This is a genomic window from Rhodococcus yananensis, assembly GCF_020515525.1.
Classification (GTDB): domain Bacteria; phylum Actinomycetota; class Actinomycetes; order Mycobacteriales; family Mycobacteriaceae; genus Rhodococcus; species Rhodococcus yananensis.
On the sequence record NZ_JAIYEP010000173.1, the window covers coordinates 1 to 596 of the forward strand.

General features: G+C 68.8%; 1 protein-coding gene. It reads right to left on the reverse strand.

All coding sequences use genetic code 11. The features are described 5' to 3' along the window. Window positions 1-571 (reverse strand): AMP-binding enzyme (locus LDQ05_RS19630; RefSeq protein WP_308013292.1); only part of this gene is annotated, 571 nt, incomplete at its 3' end. Window positions 572-596: the final 25 nt, after the last annotated feature.

The following is a 596-nucleotide window of genomic DNA, read 5'->3' on the forward strand; positions in this document are numbered from 1 at the left end:
TCTCCTCCACCGGCGTCGTCGGCGCACGGAACTCCCGCACGTCGAACACCGGCGCCGGCAACGACTTCCGGTCGACCTTGCCACCCGGCGTCAACGGAATCGCATCCAGCACGACGATCGCGTCGGGCACCATGTAGGACGTCAGGAACCGGGCCGCATCTGCGGTGATTCCGGCCGGATCAGGTTCACTCCCCGCCGTGGGCACGATGTAACCGACGAGCCGGGCCCCCACCCGGTCGTCGTCGAAGACACCGGCGACCGCCTGCGCAACCCCGGGACTCCGCAGCAACGCGGCCTCGACCTCACCGAGCTCGATGCGGAAACCCCGCACCTTGACCTGGTCGTCGGCGCGACCCACGTACTCCACTGTCCCGCTCCGGTCGGCCCATCGAACGATGTCGCCGGTCCGATACATGCGGTCTCCCGAACCCGCAAAAGGATTCGCCACGAACCGCTCCGAGGTGAGCGCCGTCCGGTCGAGGTAGCCGCGGGCCACCTGCACACCCGACACATACAACTCACCCGCAACACCCACCGGCACCGGCCGCAACCGACCATCGAGCACATACACCCGCATACCCCGCACCGGCCCGCCC